Annotated in this window: 20 protein-coding genes; 9 read left to right on the plus strand and 11 right to left on the minus strand. The window is 51.2% G+C overall.

Annotated features, from left to right (window positions below; genetic code table 11):
• The 8 genes from AB7U36_RS05540 to AB7U36_RS05575 form a co-directional block, all read right to left on the minus strand.
• On the minus strand, positions 1-416 hold a 416-nt coding region (locus AB7U36_RS05540), incomplete at its 3' end, for a THUMP domain-containing protein (protein ID WP_428158797.1).
• A 19-nt stretch (positions 417-435) separates the two neighbouring features.
• Positions 436-690: an FmdB family zinc ribbon protein gene (locus tag AB7U36_RS05545; RefSeq protein ID WP_428158798.1), complete on the minus strand. Its 255-nt coding sequence runs from the start codon at positions 688-690 to the stop codon at positions 436-438.
• Between the two features lie 130 nt (positions 691-820).
• Positions 821-1,180, minus strand: a complete 360-nt coding sequence (locus AB7U36_RS05550; protein ID WP_428158799.1) for a NifB/NifX family molybdenum-iron cluster-binding protein — start codon at positions 1,178-1,180, stop codon at positions 821-823.
• 64 nt (positions 1,181-1,244) lie between these two features.
• Positions 1,245-1,631 carry a NifB/NifX family molybdenum-iron cluster-binding protein gene (locus AB7U36_RS05555; RefSeq protein ID WP_428158800.1) on the minus strand — a complete coding sequence of 129 codons (387 nt, stop codon included), beginning with the start codon at positions 1,629-1,631 and terminating at the stop codon, positions 1,245-1,247.
• 72 nt (positions 1,632-1,703) lie between these two features.
• Positions 1,704-2,603, minus strand: a complete 900-nt coding sequence (locus AB7U36_RS05560) for an ATP-binding protein (RefSeq protein WP_428158801.1) — start codon at positions 2,601-2,603, stop codon at positions 1,704-1,706.
• Positions 2,603-3,463 carry a P-loop NTPase gene (locus AB7U36_RS05565; RefSeq protein WP_428158802.1) on the minus strand — a complete coding sequence of 287 codons (861 nt, stop codon included), beginning with the start codon at positions 3,461-3,463 and terminating at the stop codon, positions 2,603-2,605. The genes AB7U36_RS05560 and AB7U36_RS05565 overlap by 1 nt, the downstream gene beginning before the upstream one ends.
• A gap of 35 nt (positions 3,464-3,498) precedes the next feature.
• On the minus strand, positions 3,499-3,882 hold the full coding sequence (locus AB7U36_RS05570) for a hypothetical protein (protein WP_428158803.1): 384 nt from the start codon (positions 3,880-3,882) through the stop codon (positions 3,499-3,501).
• 350 nt (positions 3,883-4,232) lie between these two features.
• Positions 4,233-5,279: a 3-deoxy-7-phosphoheptulonate synthase gene (locus tag AB7U36_RS05575; protein WP_428158804.1), complete on the minus strand. Its 1,047-nt coding sequence runs from the start codon at positions 5,277-5,279 to the stop codon at positions 4,233-4,235.
• A gap of 464 nt (positions 5,280-5,743) precedes the next feature.
• Between AB7U36_RS05575 and AB7U36_RS05580 the strand changes: the two genes are divergently transcribed.
• The 4 genes from AB7U36_RS05580 (at position 5,744) to ychF (ending at position 9,350) form a co-directional block, all read left to right on the plus strand.
• Complete coding sequence (locus AB7U36_RS05580) at positions 5,744-6,970, plus strand: HD-GYP domain-containing protein (protein ID WP_428158805.1); 1,227 nt, start codon at positions 5,744-5,746, stop codon at positions 6,968-6,970.
• Positions 6,971-7,046: 76 nt separating this feature from the next.
• Positions 7,047-7,352 (plus strand): YhbY family RNA-binding protein, encoded by a 306-nt coding sequence (locus tag AB7U36_RS05585; protein ID WP_428158806.1) that lies wholly within the window; start codon positions 7,047-7,049, stop codon positions 7,350-7,352.
• A gap of 27 nt (positions 7,353-7,379) precedes the next feature.
• Positions 7,380-8,252: an MBL fold metallo-hydrolase gene (locus AB7U36_RS05590; protein WP_428158807.1), complete on the plus strand. Its 873-nt coding sequence runs from the start codon at positions 7,380-7,382 to the stop codon at positions 8,250-8,252.
• 27 nt (positions 8,253-8,279) lie between these two features.
• On the plus strand, positions 8,280-9,350 hold the full coding sequence (ychF, locus tag AB7U36_RS05595; protein WP_428158808.1) for a redox-regulated ATPase YchF: 1,071 nt from the start codon (positions 8,280-8,282) through the stop codon (positions 9,348-9,350).
• Positions 9,351-9,420: 70 nt separating this feature from the next.
• Here ychF and AB7U36_RS05600 read toward each other — a convergent pair whose 3' ends face one another.
• The 3 genes from AB7U36_RS05600 to pyrR form a co-directional block, all read right to left on the minus strand.
• Positions 9,421-9,825, minus strand: a complete 405-nt coding sequence (locus tag AB7U36_RS05600; protein ID WP_428158809.1) for a hypothetical protein — start codon at positions 9,823-9,825, stop codon at positions 9,421-9,423.
• A 3-nt stretch (positions 9,826-9,828) separates the two neighbouring features.
• The gene (locus tag AB7U36_RS05605; protein ID WP_428158810.1) at positions 9,829-10,332 is read right to left on the minus strand and encodes a MogA/MoaB family molybdenum cofactor biosynthesis protein; all 504 of its coding nucleotides are present in this window, start codon (positions 10,330-10,332) and stop codon (positions 9,829-9,831) included.
• A 93-nt stretch (positions 10,333-10,425) separates the two neighbouring features.
• Positions 10,426-10,962 (minus strand): bifunctional pyr operon transcriptional regulator/uracil phosphoribosyltransferase PyrR, encoded by a 537-nt coding sequence (gene pyrR / locus AB7U36_RS05610; protein WP_035237904.1) that lies wholly within the window; start codon positions 10,960-10,962, stop codon positions 10,426-10,428.
• A gap of 190 nt (positions 10,963-11,152) precedes the next feature.
• Between pyrR and mobA the strand changes: the two genes are divergently transcribed.
• The 5 genes from mobA to AB7U36_RS05635 all read left to right on the plus strand — a co-directional run.
• Positions 11,153-11,779 (plus strand): molybdenum cofactor guanylyltransferase, encoded by a 627-nt coding sequence (gene mobA, locus AB7U36_RS05615; RefSeq protein ID WP_428158811.1) that lies wholly within the window; start codon positions 11,153-11,155, stop codon positions 11,777-11,779.
• A 9-nt stretch (positions 11,780-11,788) separates the two neighbouring features.
• Positions 11,789-12,148 carry a molybdenum cofactor biosynthesis protein MoaE gene (locus AB7U36_RS05620; protein WP_428158812.1) on the plus strand — a complete coding sequence of 120 codons (360 nt, stop codon included), beginning with the start codon at positions 11,789-11,791 and terminating at the stop codon, positions 12,146-12,148.
• A gap of 28 nt (positions 12,149-12,176) precedes the next feature.
• Positions 12,177-12,665 (plus strand): cyclic pyranopterin monophosphate synthase MoaC, encoded by a 489-nt coding sequence (moaC, locus tag AB7U36_RS05625; protein ID WP_428158822.1) that lies wholly within the window; start codon positions 12,177-12,179, stop codon positions 12,663-12,665.
• Complete coding sequence (locus AB7U36_RS05630; RefSeq protein ID WP_428158813.1) at positions 12,662-13,864, plus strand: DNA recombination protein RmuC; 1,203 nt, start codon at positions 12,662-12,664, stop codon at positions 13,862-13,864. Before moaC ends, AB7U36_RS05630 begins: the two co-directional genes overlap by 4 nt.
• A partial coding sequence (locus AB7U36_RS05635; protein WP_428158814.1) for a hypothetical protein occupies positions 13,851-14,031 on the plus strand: 181 nt, incomplete at its 3' end. The genes AB7U36_RS05630 and AB7U36_RS05635, both read left to right, overlap by 14 nt.

Raw genomic sequence — 14,031 nt, forward strand, 5'->3', positions numbered from 1 at the left:
AATTCCCAGTCAATGGCTTTAACCTGCTCTTCAAGCCGGTTGAATCCATCTGCCTTGAACGATGCAATGCGCATGAGCATCCGGGTGGCCGATCCCATGAGCATATTGGCCAGACAGGCGGTTTTCAACCTGGTTGTGAATTCAATCCCCCCGGGAAGCACCTTGATATCACAGATCTTGTGGTTATCTGAGAATATTTCCCCGGCTTTCTGGGAGACCTGGGCCACTTCTTTTTCGCAAATGCCGCCAAGGCCCGGCGGGTATACAGCAAAAAAAACATGGGATCTTCCGGAAATACGGCGTTTGATCCGTTTTTCAAAGGCTATGGTTTTTTTATGGGGATCTGTTGGCAAGGGATTGAAATTTTTCCGGCCCCGGGGCGTGACGCTTTGGGGCCAATGGAATTTATCCGGCAATAAACCGGCCGCTGCTGTGTTAGAAGGTTCTGCCGCAGCAGGAACCGGGACCGGCACACCCGCTGTTCTCCCCGGGCCTGAAACCGCAGCAGGCGGTGTCATTGGGGCCGGGCAGGGAACTGCCGGACTTGCCCGAAAGGCTTGAGTGGGCTGCCATGAGTTTTTCAAGGCGGGTAGAGCCGCACCCGGGACAGACTGCCTGGTCATCCCGGCTGGTCATGAGCAGTTCAACGATCCGGTTGCATTCCGGACAATGAAAGTCATATAAAGGCATAACGCCTCCTTTAATGTTGTAAATCGTGTTTGAACGCACACCCTGTGCTGGTGACACCTTCTTAAATGAGACGGGGGTAAGATAGGGGTAAAAAGATGCCACCAAAACAGGGTGCGCGCCATATTATATTTTACCAGTGTCCCTCGGCATTGGCGCTGTCGGAAAATGTGAATTTACCGGCTTTATAGTCTTCAACGGTACTTCTGACGGTGCCTGTGGCGTCATTGGCTACTTTTACGCCTGCGCTGTCAAGGGTTTTGAACGCATTGGGACCGCAGAACCCTGTGATCAGCACCTGGGCACCCTTGTCGCAGACCGCCGAGGCCGCTGTAATGCCGGCGCCTTTAAATGCATTTTTATTTTCAGAGTTGTCAATGATCTCAAAATCCAGGGTGTCTGTGTCCACCACAATGATGTAGGCAGCTCTGCCGAATCTGGGATCTACCTGGGCATCAAGGTCTTTACCCGTTGATGTGATCGCTATTTTCATTTTTTTATCCTGGCTGTAAAAAGTGTTAAAACGTGTCCGTCCAGAAATAAATTGGGGATGGGCACTATTTTGGGCCGCCACCGCCGCCACAGACCTGATCATTTGAAATCTGCGCAAGTTTACCTTCAATCAGGTCCATGACCACAGGCTCAATGTCCGCGCGCTGATCATCATGATAGACATCAATGCCCACCTGGCGGAATCCCATGAGCGGCCGCATGCCGATGCCACCCACGATCAGGGCATTGACGCGGTGCTCGGCCAGAAGATTTACAGGCACCATGCATCCGCCCTGGGCATGCTCCTGGTTGGCAATGGTGGATACCTTTTCAATTTTTCCGTCCTTGATATCCACAAAGGTGAATACGTCACAATGTCCGAAATGGCCTGCACGGGTGCCGGAAAGTCCGCCTTCCCCGTTGGATGGGATTGCAATTCTACCGTTTTCCATAAGTTTTACTTACTCCTTTATTGGTGTCTATTGAATTTTAAAAGAAAAATGTCTTTTTGGATTTTGTCATGGTCAGCACAGTCTGTCCATCTTCATGGCCGGGTGCGCCATGACCCGGTTCCAGATCTGTCTGATTTGTGTTGCGGCAGGGCTGTCTCCATGGGTTTCCATGATGGTTTTGCACTGGATCATGGCTTTTGTGAATGCCGGATCAAAGGGGATTTTCCCCACATATGCCATGTTTCTTTTTTCGGCAATGGCTTCAATGGCTCGGGCCTGGTCCGGGTTTAAATCATATTTGTTGATGCAGACCATGGCCGGGATTTTAAAATGGGCTGCCAGCTGGGCCACACGTTCCATATCATGGATGCCTGAAACCGTGGGCTCTGTAACAATAAGAACTGCGTTGGCCTGCCCGATGGAGGCAATAACCGGACACCCGATACCCGGAGGGCCGTCTGTGAGCAAAATATCAATGCGGGCTGCCAATACCCGTTTCCTGGCCTCGTCCCTGACCAGGGCCACTAACCGGCCTGAATTCTCTTCTGCAATGCCCAGGCGGGCATGGATCATGTCCCCGAACCGGGTTCCCGAAGCAAACCACTGGCCGCAGATTTTTTCCTCAAATGTAATGGCAGATTCAGGACAAAGATCAGCGCAGACCCCGCACCCTTCGCAGTCAAGGCCGTTAATATGAAATATTCCTGCGTCTTGAACCGGTTTGACAGCGTCAAATCTGCAAAGTTCCATGCACTGCCCGCAGCCGGTGCAGGCGTCAGGGATGATCTGGGCCTCATAACCGCCTGCAAAATCATGGGTTTCACGGATGTCAGGGTTCATAATCAGGTGCAGGTCTGCTGCATCCACATCCGCGTCACACAGCATCATATTTCCGGCAAGGCTTGCAAATGCTGATGTTAAACTGGTTTTCCCGGTTCCGCCTTTGCCGCTTAAAATAACAAGTTCTTTCATCAGGCAGCCCCTTTCCGGTTCACGAGTGCTTCAATGGATGTGTACAAACCTTTAAATATTTCCTTGTATTCAGGCAATGCCCGGACAAGCAGTTCGCCCTTTGAATAGGCTGAAGCAATGCGCTTGTCAAAGGGAATTTCCAGCAAAATGGGGATATTTTCCTTTTTGGCATAATTGTTAACACCATCATTGCCAAGGCCTGCCCGGTTGATCACAAGACCGCAGGGGATGTCTAACAGTTTGACCGCTTCCACGGCCAGGGTCAGGTCATGCAGGCCAAAGGGCGTGGGTTCTGTGACCAGCAGCACAAAATCCGTTCCTTTCATGGCCGCAATCACGGGACAGGAGGTGCCTGGCGGGGCATCTATAATGGTCAGCTTTTTTTTGCCTTCAAGCTGCCGCACCTGTCTGATGACCGGTGGGGCCATGACCTGGCCGATGTCCAGAAGCCCCTGGCCGAATGAGGCGCCCTCGGGCAGACCCAAGCTGCCGGTCTCCACCGTGCCGATGAACCGGTCTGTTTCGGTGATGGCTTTTTCCGGGCAGACAACCATGCAGCCGCCGCAGGAGTGGCAAAGCTCCGGAAAGGTCACCACTGTTTTCCCGGCCACGGCAATGGCGCCATACCGGCAGATTTCCATGCATTTTTTGCAATGGGTGCAAAGACTCAGGTCCACTTTGGGCACAGGGGCATTGACCTTTTTTTCTTCGGTGATGTGAGGGTTCAGGAAAAGATGGGCATTGGGTTCTTCCACGTCACAGTCTAAGAGCATCAGGTCGGCATCAAGACTTGCACAAAGATTGGTGGCCACAGTGGTCTTGCCTGTGCCGCCCTTTCCGCTTGCTATGCTGATAATCATATAATTTTATCTCCTTGCCGTAAGGTCATTTACCATCACCCCAGCAACCTGATTTTTTTCAATTGGTCTTCCAGGTTCCGGGCATCATCCTGTCCCGGTTGCACAGACAGCTGCATCAGTATGCCGTATCCTTCATAAACATCATGGAACTGCTTTTTGTCCATGGTGCCGGTAATTGCACAATTGGTCATGGGGCTTTGGGTGGTGACGGCCTGAACCAGGGCTTTGGCATTCATGTCCGGCAGATTTTCTTCCATAATTACCAGATCAATCCACTGCCCTTTGGGGGTATTGGCAATCAGGGATAAAAGTGCTTTGCCGGTTGCGCACCATTTTATGTCAATGCTGTGCTGGCCCAGCATCTGTTCAAGTCCCTTAAACTGAGCGTTGTCCCTGCTTACAAATACCGCCTGCTTCATTTTATATATCTCCTGTCTCGTTGAATTCAAATTGCCAAGATCCTTGGTCCCGGAATCTTCGGGATACAGGGTAGCAAGGCGTGTGCCATCACATGGTTAATACTGAACTTATATGCAATGAATTGAAAAATAAGGCGTATTCTATCTTTGGCAAGGGGATTGTAAAAAAAGATGGTCAGGGGGCGGTCGCATAAAGGCGACCATGTACTGCAGATGCGACAATATGGGCGCAAAAATGAAATTTCCGGGACTGGTGCAGTTGATTTATAAAACCACGGAAGACACGAAAAGCACTGAAAGTTAGAACGCATTTCCGTGTTCTTCCGCGCTTTCCGTGGTTCAGCTTAAATTCAGGTCAACTTATCAAATGCGCAATGGATAAGCTCTTCTGTGGTTTCCCATGAGATACATTCATCGGTGATGGATACCCCGTATTTAAGGCTGTCTGCATCCCCGTTGCATTTGCATTTCTGATTGCCTTCATAAAGATTGCTTTCCAGCATCAGGCCCACAATCCTGTCATTGCCCTCAAGTCTTTGATCCACGGCGCTTTTAAATACAAAGGACTGGCCTGTGTATTTCTGGCCGGAGTTATCATGGGAACAGTCAATGATCACCGCATCTAAAAGGCCCCTTTCCCTGAGCCGGGCCTGGGCTTTTCCCACGGACACGGGATCGTAGTTTGGTGTGGTCCCGCCGCGCAGGACAATGTGGCCAAAGCGGTTGCCCCGGGTGGAGACAATTGCTGTTTTGCCATCCGGGTCAATGCCCAGAAAATGCTGGGGGGTTTTTGCGGCCTGGGTCGCATTGACAGCGGGCGTCAGGCTGCCGTCAGTGCCGTTTTTGAATCCCACGGGCATGGACAGTCCCGAGGCCATTTGCCGGTGGGTCTGGGACTCTGTGGTGCGTGCGCCAATGGCCACCCAGCTCAACAGGTCGGCAATGTACTGGGGCGTGATGGGATCCAAAATTTCCGTGGCCGCAGGCAGGCCCAGGGCATTGATGTCGATCAGCAGGGCCCTGGCCCTTCGAAGCCCTTGTTCCATATTATAGGATGAATCCAGAAACGGATCATTGATCAGCCCTTTCCAGCCCACGGTGGTTCTGGGTTTTTCAAAATAGACCCGCATAATCAGGCTGAGTTTATCTTTTACCTCTTCGCGCAGGGCCTTCATCTTCTGGGCATACACCATGGCCGCATCCATGTCGTGTATGGAGCAGGGGCCTGCAATGACCATGAGCCGCTTGTCCGCTCCGGTCAGGATGTCCTGGATTTCCTGGCGGCCGGCAAGCACGTTGTCCGCTGTTTTGTCGGGTACGGGCAGTTCTGTTCGTATGACTTCCGGGGAGGTCAGGGTGAGAAATGACTCTACATTTACATCGTTAATCAGTTTCATGGCGATTCCTTTCGCGGGCACTTGTCGCCTGAAACTTTAAATAAAAAAGCCCCAGGCGGTGTCTGCCTGCGGCTTTAAAAAAATGATCTATTTAGCGCAATACAGGCAGGCCGGTATAAAAATAATACCAGAAATAAAAATAATAGTTGCCTGTTTTGCGGGTGGTCATGAGCTTTTCCTTTTTTTATGACTTTAGCAAATTGTATAAGCGCGTTTTTTGGGCAAGTCAAGCATTAAATTTAGGTTCCGGGCGGCCCGATGTCCGGCGCGGCATTGTGCTTTACATAAGAAATGATGTCTGGTAATTATTTTATAATTTTTGCAGTTTTTAACAAAACTGCATCTATAATCAGAAATCTGGAATTGATTCAAGGCGACAAGGCAAGCAGATCAGGATTGAAGATGGGCGCATGTCTGCAAACGGCAGGAAAATTAGGATAGTAACATGAAAAGGAGCAAACAGTATGGGTCTGGCACCGGAATATTTTAATGACGGCAGCGCATTTTTTGCCGTTGATCCTTTATCTATAAATCCGGCTTCTCTGACAGATTTTTCGCTGTTTGAACGATATGCTTCCAAAAATGGTGTTTACAGGTTCCGGTGTCTGCTCGTGGACACTGGATCGGTTGACATCGCGCGCCTTAAAGCCATGCTTGAAAACTGGGATACGGTTTATATTCATAAAAATGAAATTCGGGAATATAAAGAGTATGTGAAGGATAACCTTAAGTTTATCCTCAACCACGAGTCCATCTCTGTGGAGAAGAAAACCGCGATTCTGGTCAGTCTGTCCACGGATGCAATCAAAGAGACCTTTGCCGCCCCTTTTGTGCCCCAGGCTAAAATCAGTGAAACAGTAAAGAATCTTGAAAAACTTGTGTCCCGGGCCCTTGATTTTCTGTCCAGCATAGAATCCTTAAACGGCATCGCCACCATGATCGGGCATGATTATGATACCCACATCCATTCGATTAAAGTAGGATGGCTATCTGCTGTTTTCATAAAGGCCAACCAGGATTTTTTCGGCAATCCCGGCAGGGAACGGTTAAAAGAGCTTCTTCTTCAGGCGACTGTAGCCGGCTGTCTCCATGATCTGGGCAAGGTGAAAATTCCTGAAAATGTGATCCACAAACCCGGGCATCTGGATAATCTTGAATATGTCCTGATGCAGTCTCACCCCGCCTTTGGTGCGGCCCTGCTGTTTGAAAAAAAACTGCCCAATGACACGGTCCAGGCCATTTTGTATCATCATGAAAATGAAGACGGCAGCGGCTATCCCTGTGGTTTGACCGGTGATGAGATCCCCCTGTCCGCCAAAATCTGCCATATTGCCGATGTGTTTGACGCATTGACTTCGGAACGGCCTTATAAAAAAGGAAAAACCCCGGTTGAGGCGTTGAAAATTATGGCCGGTAAGAATCCGTACCTGGATACATTGAAGCTTTTTGAAGCTGAAGCGGTTAAGAATACCCGGCCCCCGGTGACGGCTATTGTACGAGATGATTATGACCTTAAACTGCGGCGTTTACGGGAACGGCAGATGGTTGAAGAAGAGGCGGCGAAACGGGTGGAAGCCAGGGTGAAATTGCGGGACCAGGGCATGGCCCATTGTTTTGACAAGGAATTGCTCAAGCGGTTCATTCTTACATTGAGCAAATCCGACAGCTTTGACCTCTCGGGTCTTCTGTGATGCCTTCCTGACATATTCCCCGGTTTATGATAATATGCCGGACCTGAAAGATGAACTTTAAATTTAAGGACCTAACGTGACACAACTTACCGGCGCCCAGCGCAAATATCTAAGGGGCCTTGCCCATAACTTAAATCCTTCGGCTTTTGTGGGGGCAAAGGGCGTGACAGCAGCACTGACCCAGGAGATGGACAACGCCCTGAACGCATCTGAACTGATTAAAATAAAATTTATTGATCACAAGGAAAAGGACGTAAAATCCGTCCTCCTTGACGAGATTACAGCCCAGCTTAAATGCCATATTGCCGGAACCATCGGCCATGTGGCTGTCCTTTACCGCTGCCATCCAGACCCGGAAAAACGAAAAATCACTTTGGCTTGAATTGACGGCCCAAAGGGAGCGAATGTTATGCAGGAAACCTCATTTATTGTTATCCGGGGCAACAGTATGCGGCTGGACGGCGGCAGCATGTTTGGCAATGCGCCTAAAGCCCTGTGGCAGAAATGGATAGCGGCAGATGAAAACGGCATGATCGATATTGCTTCAAACTGTCTGCTGGTAAAAACCGGGCACCATAATCTATTATTTGAGACCGGATGCGGCGCATATCTCTCCTCTGACATGAAAATGCGCTTTGCCGTTAAAGAAGAAACGCATATGTTGCTGCAAGCCCTGGCAGAAGAGCGCTTAACTGATTCAGACATCAGTCATGTTGTGCTGTCCCATCTTCATTTTGACCATGTTGGCGGACTGTTAAGTGCCTGGGAACCGGACCGGGAGCCGGACCTGCTTTTCCCCAAGGCCTTTTTTGTGGTGGGAGAGGAAAATTTCAGGCGCGCCAAATCCCCCCATTACCGTGACCGGGCCTCATTTATTCCAGGGCTTTGTGAAAAGCTGCAGGCCACAGGACGCCTGGTGCTCAAGCGGGGCGGGGATCGTCTGAATGTGGGCGGACTGTCCATTGAATTTTTCCAAAGCCAGGGGCACACACCGGGTATGCTGGTTTCCTGGATTCAGGCCCGGGGCGGTACGGTTGTTTTTACCGGCGATCTTACCCCGGGACTGCCCTGGGTAAATCTGCCCATTACCATGGGATATGACCGGTTTGCCGAAAAGCTGGTGGACGAGAAAAAACTTATGCTGGACCGGGCTGTTGCCGAAGATGCCCTGCTGGTCTTTCCCCATGACGCTGTCCATGTGGCTGCCCGCGTGGAACATGATCCCGTAAAAAAAAGGGTGATGCCGGCACAGGTCTTTGAAACATTAAATATGACGCTTTAAAATTTAAAAAGAGGATAAACATAAAAGATGAAGCTAGGCATTATCGGACTTCCCCAGACCGGGAAGAAAACATTGTTTCAGATTTTGACCGGAAATGAGATTACGGATCCGGCCAAGGCATTTAAGCCGGTGCCGGGAACCGCTGACATTTTGGATTCCAGATTTGACCGCCTAGTGGAGATGTATGCTCCCAAAAAAGAGGTCAAGGCGCGTCTTGATCTGGTGCTTTTGCCCAAAATGGAGGCTGAGACCATTTCCAAAGGGGATATATTTAAAGATATATCTGACATGGATGCAGTTTGCCATGTGGTCCGGGCTTTTGAGGATGAGGCTGTCTACCATGCGGAAGGCAGTGTGGATGCCCTGCGGGATTTTGACATGGTCAATTCCGAGCTTGTGATGCACGACCAGATCTTTGTGGAAAAGCGCATTGAGCGGTTATCTGCCATGATCAAGAAGATCAAGGATGAAGACCAGAAAAAAGAGCTGGCTCTCATGGAGAAAATGCTGGCCCATTTGGAACAGGAATTGCCGCTTCGCCTGCTTGAGTTATCCGAGGATGAGGATAAACTGATCCGGTCCTACCCTTTTATTACGTTGAAAAAACTGGTGGTCGCGGTGAATGTGGCCGAAGATGACCTTGGCAATGCAGGGATTCTGGATGCATTTAAAAACAGTTGCGATGCCCTTGCCATAGAGGCAATGCTGGTATCGGCCAAGGTGGAGGCGGAAATTGCCCTGCTGGACAGTGCCGCGGAAAAACAGGAGTTTCTTGAGGACTTGGGGATTCGGTCCACGGCCCTGGAATCATTGACCGCGCTTTGCCTGAAGTCATTGAACCTGATTTCGTTTTTCACGGTGGGCAAAGACGAGGTCCGGCAGTGGCTGGTGAGAAAAGAAGCCAAGGCGCCCACAGCCGCAGGGGTCATCCATTCAGACCTTGAGCGCGGGTTTATCCGGGCCGAGGTGTTCAAATATGATGAACTCATGGAATTTGGCTCTGAAGCAGAGCTGAAAAAGAACGGCAAATTCTATGTGGAAGGCAAGGATTACGTGGTCCAGGACGGGGATATTTTAAATATCCGCTTTTCGGTGTAGGACCCACAATCCGGGGGGCACAATACTATTTTTCATAGGAAAAATAGTATTGTGCCCCCCGGATTTGATATTATTCCGGGGCGTTGCTGTGTGCTTCGGTGAGCCGGTCTTTCAGGTACGCCACTTCCTGTTCATCATATTCATACATGTCAAAGCAGTATCCGTCTTCGCCCAGAAGTCCTTCGGGCACAAGGTCTCCTGCCTCCTGGGGATCGGTGACCAGTTCCCCGTAAAAACAGACAGAGAGCCAGCGGTCATCCGGGTCATCATCAATGACATCCACCATGGCAAACAGCGGGCGTTTGGCCTGGGCCGCATGCCGGGGGCGAAGGGAGTAGCTTACCCCGGGCCGGCTGACAAATTCAAGGGTGGTGTCGGCCAGGGATTTTAAGTGGTCCACAAGTTCGGAAAATGCCTTGCGGGTCTGGTTGTCATTATCTTTCCAGTCGTTTAATAACGCGTCAAGTGCTTTCATTGTCTATTCCTTTGCATGTTTGATCAAATGTCCAAGTTCCGGGAAAATCAGATTGGTGCAGGCCAGTTTGCAGGCGTTAAGACTGCCGGGTATGCAGAATACGGCGGAGCCTTTTATAAAGCCTGCCGTGGCCCGGGACAAAATAGCGGCAGAGTCAATCTGTTCAAAACTGAGTTGGGCAAATACCGGCCCAAAGGCTGTCAGCTCTTTGTCAAACAGGGGCCGGACCGCCTCTATGGTGACATCTTTGGGACTGATGCCGGTACCGCCGGTCATGATTAGGGCATGGGGACTGATCCGCTCGATAATACTCCCAAGCGCATCTGTGATGGCATTTGCATCGTCGGGGATCACCTGGTGAATCACCACTTCATGCCCCTCTTTTTTGGCCTGTTTTTTTATCCATAAGCCACTTTTGTCATTTTCAAAAGTCCGGGTGGAGGATATGGACAATATGGCAATTTTGAGATGCCTGGGCAAAGATGTCCGATGGGAGCGGATGCTCATGAAAACCTTTCTTTCCAAAGGGCAGCAACGTGTCTGTGCCCGGTTAATAGGCAAACAATGCAGATTCGGGGCATGGAGCTTATGGCTGACAGTCTAGTGCAGTTCCCTGTAGACACAGTCTTCTTTGTCCTGTTCAAGGACATGGACATGGATCATGTCGTTGGGTTCCGTATCCGCAAAAATACCCTGGTAATCTGCCTGGATGGGCAGTTCCCTGTGACCCCTGTCCACCAGGATGGCAAGCTCAATGCGGGCGGGCCTGCCAAAATCCATCAACGCCTCCATGGCGGCCCGGATGGTCCGGCCGGTGAAAAGCACGTCATCCACTAAAATAATCTCTTTATCATCCACGGAAAAGGGGATGTTCGACGGCCTTACCGTGGGCTGGTGGCTGATTTTTGTCCAGTCGTCCCGGTACATGTTGATATCCATGGACCCCACGGGCAGCTGCGTGCCTTCAATGGCGGCGATCTGCTCGGCCAGGCGTTTGGCAAGAAAATCCCCCCGGGTCTGGATGCCCACCAAGGCCAGGTTTTTTACCCCTTTATGTTTTTCAATGATTTCGTAGGCAATGCGGGTGATGATCCGTTTATAATCCTGATCATTGAGAATGCTCTTTTTTTTTGTCATGATATGCCTTTTTACGTGTTCGGGTATGGCCTGAAAGTTTTTTCTATCATCTTTTTTTTAGCACGGCAACACCTTGATTTCTTATCCGGGTTCATATAATCAACAAATGCATGAAGGGCAGCAGCAGCATCAAATTCCGGAAAAGGGACATACCCATTAGAAAACAGTAAAGCAGAAAGAATTAAAGGCATTGGAAAAAATAGACTGCACGGGCGTGATTCTGGCCGGCGGCCGCAACAGCAGGTTCCCCGGCATAAACAAAACATTTCACAGGGTTGGGGAAAAGACCATGCTGGCCCGGATTCATACCCTGTTTTCCATGATGTTTAAGGAAGTGATGCTGGTGGTCAATGAACCGGCACTCTTTTTGGATATTAACGCCCTGGTTGTAACGGATATTGATCCGTCCCGCTGCGCTTTGGCAGGGCTTCATGCAGGCCTGTTCCATGCCTCCTTTGACTGGAGCTATGTAACGGCCTGTGACATTCCTTTTGTCAGTGAGACGATCATCCGCCACCTTCTGGCCCAAAGAATCCCGGGTAAACAGGTTATCATACCCCGGACCCGGGAGGGGCTTGAACCCTTGTCTGCCCTGTACCATAAATCCTGTCTGCCAAGAATTGAGACCAATCTTGAAAAAAAGGTATTTATGATCAAAAAAATTTTCAAGCCCGAAAGAATCAGGCAGATTCCGCCCCAAACCCTTGAAGCCCTGGACCCGGAATTACGTTTCAAGTTTAATGTGAACACCCCGGCTGACCTTGAAACCGCCCGGGGGATGGTCTGCCGGGGCCGGGAGCAAAAAGGCGGCATATAAGGAGTGCCCATGGATTTGCCTGCAATGATAAACCAGATAAAAAATCACCCGGAGTTTTCCAAAGCCGGGATGGTGCTTTACCATAACGGGGTGGTCCGGGACCGTTCCCGGGCTGGCCGGCCTGTCAGGAGCCTGACCGTCACCGTGGACCAGGAAAAACTGGGCCGGATTTTAGGCCGGACCCGGGCCATGCCCGGTATTGTGGACGTGCTGGTGCATATCAATTCGGATACGCCGCTGGTGGTGGGCGATGATGTGATGTTTCTGGCCGTGGCAGGCGATATCCGGGAACATGTGATAGATGCCTTAACTTATGCCCTGGACCGGATAAAAACAGAAGCCACGGCCAAAACCCAGGTGTTTGCCTGAACCGGCCGGATGGTTAAAGGAAGTTGATGTGAGCGAATTTACCCATGTTGACGGCCAGGGCCGTGTGAGGATGGTGGATGTGGGGGAAAAGCGTTCCTCAAAACGTGTGGCCGTGGCAAAGGGGACGGTTTTCATGTCCCCGGATACCCTGGCAGCCATTGGCGATGAAACGGTGAAAAAGGGGAATGTGCTGGAAACGGCCCGCATTGCAGGGATCATGGCGGCCAAGCAGACCGGGTCCCTGATTCCCATGTGCCATCCGCTGAGCATCACCCATGCCCGGGTGGATTTTTTTAACGATAAAAAAAACAGTTGTATCCATATTGAGGCGGAAGTGTCTTTGACCGGAAAAACAGGGGTGGAGATGGAGGCTATGACAGCGGTCAGTATTGCGGCCCTGACCATCTATGACATGTGCAAGGCCCATGACAAGGGCATGGAAATATCCAATATTCATCTGGCCTTTAAATCCGGCGGCAAAAGCGGCACGTACACGGCTCCTGGACTATCTGTATGATTGATGTTGCCCACATGAGCGTCAGCACGGGCAACCTGGCCTTTTTAGGGGCCGGGTTTGTGCTTGGCCTGGTAACGGCCCTGGTCCTTGTTCACCTATTCATGCATTTTTTTTCAGGCCGGTTCAAGGCGTTGTCCGACAAGGCGCTTTATGAGAATTCCCGGCAGTTTGTGGACATGGCCCAGTCCCATTTCAGCGGGTATGTCCGGGAAGCCCACCAGGATTTCAAGGTCAAAGAGGATGCCTTTACCCGGGCCGTTGACCCGGTACACCGGATGCTGGACCGGTATGAACAGCGGCTTGGGACCATGGAAAAGGACAGAAGCCAGGCCTTTGGCGCCATCAGCCAGTATTTGTCGGATATGGCCAAAACCCAGCACCAGCTGGCCAGAGAAACAGATAACCTGGTCAAGGCCCTGCGGGTCCCCCATGTCCGGGGCAGATGGGGGGAAGTGACCCTGAAACGGGCCGTGGAACTGGCCGGTATGGCCGAGCATTGCGACTTTATTGAACAGGGTGTGTACGGGGCCGGCAAAGGCGCGCTTCGCCCGGACATGGTGGTGCAGCTTCCCGGCAACCGCCGGGTGGTGGTGGATGCCAAGGTGCCGCTCATGGCGTACCTGGATGCCCTGGAAACAACAGATGAGCAGGCCCAGAAAGAAAGGCTTGATGATCATGCCCGCCAGGTCATGGCCCATATTGTCCAGCTGGGATCAAAAAATTATGCTGCCGCCTTCAGCCCAAGCCCTGAGTTTGTGGTCCTGTTTATCCCCGGGGAAAATTTTTTTTCGGCCGCCCTTGCGGCCCGGCCTGATCTTATCGAAAAAGGGGTGGCCCACGGCGTGATTCTGGCCACGCCTACCACGCTGATCGCCCTGCTTAAAACCGTGTCCTATGTGTGGCTGCAGCAGGCAGGTTATGAAAATTCCCGGGCCATCCGGGAACTGGGTATGGAACTTTTTGAGCGGTTGTCCACCATGGCTGGTCATATGAACCGGCTGGGGACGGATATCGAGCGCACCGCCGCCACCTTTAACCGCACCCTGGGCGCCATGGAAACAAGGGTGCTGGCCTCGGCCCGTAAATTTGAAAATTTAGGCGTCTCCAGTGTTGCCTTGCCGGATTGTGACCCTGTGCCTGAACCTGTTCTAACCCTTAAGCGGATGAAGGAAAGGAGTCCGGAAAATGACACTGATTAACCGTCATGGACAAAGACCTGGCCGGTTTTGCCTGTACTGGAAAAATAAGGCCGTTTATGAAGCGTTCAGGGTGTTGTCCGGCATCGTACCTTATCTGGTGCTGATACTGATCCTTGCCGGGACCCTGGGGTGCCGGGATCAGAAAAAGGTGGAACCTCCCCGGGAAG

Source organism: Desulfobacter sp. (assembly GCF_050177295.1).

Bases quoted from the DNA above. Each gene is read 5' to 3' on its own strand.
- AB7U36_RS05600 (WP_428158809.1), bottom strand. From the start codon at position 9,825: ATGAAAGCACTTGACGCGTTATTAAACGACTGGAAAGATAATGACAAC.
- AB7U36_RS05580 (WP_428158805.1), top strand. From the start codon at position 5,744: ATGGGTCTGGCACCGGAATATTTTAATGACGGCAGCGCATTTTTTGCC.
- ychF (WP_428158808.1), top strand. From the start codon at position 8,280: ATGAAGCTAGGCATTATCGGACTTCCCCAGACCGGGAAGAAAACATTG.
- AB7U36_RS05605 (WP_428158810.1), bottom strand. From the start codon at position 10,332: ATGAGCATCCGCTCCCATCGGACATCTTTGCCCAGGCATCTCAAAATT.
- AB7U36_RS05575 (WP_428158804.1), bottom strand. From the start codon at position 5,279: ATGAAACTGATTAACGATGTAAATGTAGAGTCATTTCTCACCCTGACC.
- AB7U36_RS05590 (WP_428158807.1), top strand. From the start codon at position 7,380: ATGCAGGAAACCTCATTTATTGTTATCCGGGGCAACAGTATGCGGCTG.
- AB7U36_RS05545 (WP_428158798.1), bottom strand. From the start codon at position 690: ATGCCTTTATATGACTTTCATTGTCCGGAATGCAACCGGATCGTTGAA.
- AB7U36_RS05550 (WP_428158799.1), bottom strand. From the start codon at position 1,180: ATGAAAATAGCGATCACATCAACGGGTAAAGACCTTGATGCCCAGGTA.
- AB7U36_RS05555 (WP_428158800.1), bottom strand. From the start codon at position 1,631: ATGGAAAACGGTAGAATTGCAATCCCATCCAACGGGGAAGGCGGACTT.
- AB7U36_RS05565 (WP_428158802.1), bottom strand. From the start codon at position 3,463: ATGATTATCAGCATAGCAAGCGGAAAGGGCGGCACAGGCAAGACCACT.
- AB7U36_RS05560 (WP_428158801.1), bottom strand. From the start codon at position 2,603: ATGAAAGAACTTGTTATTTTAAGCGGCAAAGGCGGAACCGGGAAAACC.
- pyrR (WP_035237904.1), bottom strand. From the start codon at position 10,962: ATGACAAAAAAAAAGAGCATTCTCAATGATCAGGATTATAAACGGATC.
- AB7U36_RS05620 (WP_428158812.1), top strand. From the start codon at position 11,789: ATGGATTTGCCTGCAATGATAAACCAGATAAAAAATCACCCGGAGTTT.
- AB7U36_RS05570 (WP_428158803.1), bottom strand. From the start codon at position 3,882: ATGAAGCAGGCGGTATTTGTAAGCAGGGACAACGCTCAGTTTAAGGGA.
- AB7U36_RS05630 (WP_428158813.1), top strand. From the start codon at position 12,662: ATGATTGATGTTGCCCACATGAGCGTCAGCACGGGCAACCTGGCCTTT.